Raw genomic sequence first — 1439 nt, forward strand, 5'->3', positions numbered from 1 at the left:
CCGGGCGGGCGTGCCCGCGACGAAGTGCTCCAGAAGCCGTTTTTGGATGCTGACAGGCAGCCGGCTGCGACGACGTACTTTCATGCGACATATCAAGCCTCTGTTGGCTTACCTATGCCAGCCCCAAACGAATTTGGTCTTGATCATAACGAGACCCGCTCCTGGCATGGTTGGCATCGGCACGTCTCTCTGGTCATGCTGGCCTATGCCGTCATGGCCAGTGTCCGTTACCAGGCAAACTCACTGAAACCGAAAAAAACACAACTCAGAACACGACAGTCCTTGTCCGCTGGTCCATTCAGGAGATCAGGCGCCTCGTCGTAAAACTTGCACAACGCAGACTACCCGTCTCTCACATCCTCAGATGGTCCGTCTTTCGACGAACGCATCAGGCCAGTGCTATCCGCGCTCACTCACGACACAAAATGCAACTGTAGTGCTAGTGGCAGGGGAAACCAAGCAGATGGCGGCCATCATGCACAAACTCATGCACGGCGTGCCCGGAAATCAGGGAAGTGGCGCCCTGCTCTGCACCTACAAAGTAGATCAGCAGTGCAGAAACAATCAGGCCGAAAACAGCCCAGGGCAGAATGGCACGAACAGGAATGCTCTGGCCTGCTACCGCAACCGGCAGAGTTGTATGAACAGATGTGTTCATGATGTTGTATCCTTTTACAAAAGCCCGCCGGAGTAGGCGCAAAAAAGTTTGAAACAGAATGTCATGGTTTGGTCGGCTCTCATCATAGAACGACAAAGCCTGACAGCAAGAGTGTTCTGAACACGTCTGCTGCTCTCATCCCATGATTTAGAAAGTGATATTGGAGTGGAGACCAAAGACGGCCTCGTTCCCGACGAGACGGTTGCCTGTCCAGTCAGTCACGCCGCCAGAGGGATGCCAGACATACTGGAAGTCTGGCTGCATAACCCACCACGGCATCATCTGCGCCTGATAGGTGAGTTCCAGATGGTTCTCATTGCCCTGCACAGGTGCTCCGGAATTACGGTCATACCGCCGCTGGCCAGAAGAGGCCCGGCCAATACCCCAACCCAGCCCTATCGTATCATTGTCACGTCCCTTGAAAGGAGCCTTGAGGTTGATACCTGCATCAATGGCGAAGCTGATCATGTTCCGGTCACCGCCATTGCCTGTGGCACGCGCAAAAACGCCGACAGACTGTGGAGACTGAAGAGAGGGGCGCCAGATCATCTGGAGGGTTCTAAAAACCCCCTGGTTTTGAGGTCTTCTGTATGATTCTATTTCTTCTGCGTTGATTGAGGGAATGGCGATATGAAGCAGCCTGGTTTTTTTGATGTTGAAGAGCGGCTTGCCCGCTTGAGCGGGCTTGGTGATCAGCTCGAAGCATTTTCCCGGACTGTGGATTTTGAAGTCTTCCGCCCTGACCTGGAGAAGGCTCTGGCGTATTCTGACGGCAGCAAAG

The 1439-nt window shown here is 53.9% G+C and carries 1 protein-coding gene and 3 pseudogenes; 2 read left to right on the top strand and 2 right to left on the bottom strand.

Going from position 1 to position 1439, the window contains the following annotated elements; translation table 11 throughout:
• Positions 1–324, top strand: a pseudogene (locus KMAL_RS17745) (hypothetical protein); the annotation flags it as partial.
• A gap of 115 nt (positions 325–439) precedes the next feature.
• Here KMAL_RS17745 and KMAL_RS16605 read toward each other — a convergent pair.
• Positions 440–658 (bottom strand): CbtB domain-containing protein, encoded by a 219-nt coding sequence (locus tag KMAL_RS16605; RefSeq protein ID WP_042787229.1) that lies wholly within the window; start codon positions 656–658, stop codon positions 440–442.
• 147 nt (positions 659–805) lie between these two features.
• Positions 806–1276, bottom strand: a pseudogene (locus KMAL_RS16610) (carbohydrate porin); the annotation flags it as partial.
• Positions 1277–1288: 12 nt separating this feature from the next.
• Here KMAL_RS16610 and KMAL_RS16615 point away from each other — a divergent pair.
• Positions 1289–1439 (top strand): annotated as a pseudogene (locus KMAL_RS16615) (IS5/IS1182 family transposase); the annotation flags it as partial.

Source organism: Novacetimonas maltaceti (assembly GCF_002906255.1).
GTDB lineage: Bacteria > Pseudomonadota > Alphaproteobacteria > Acetobacterales > Acetobacteraceae > Novacetimonas > Novacetimonas maltaceti.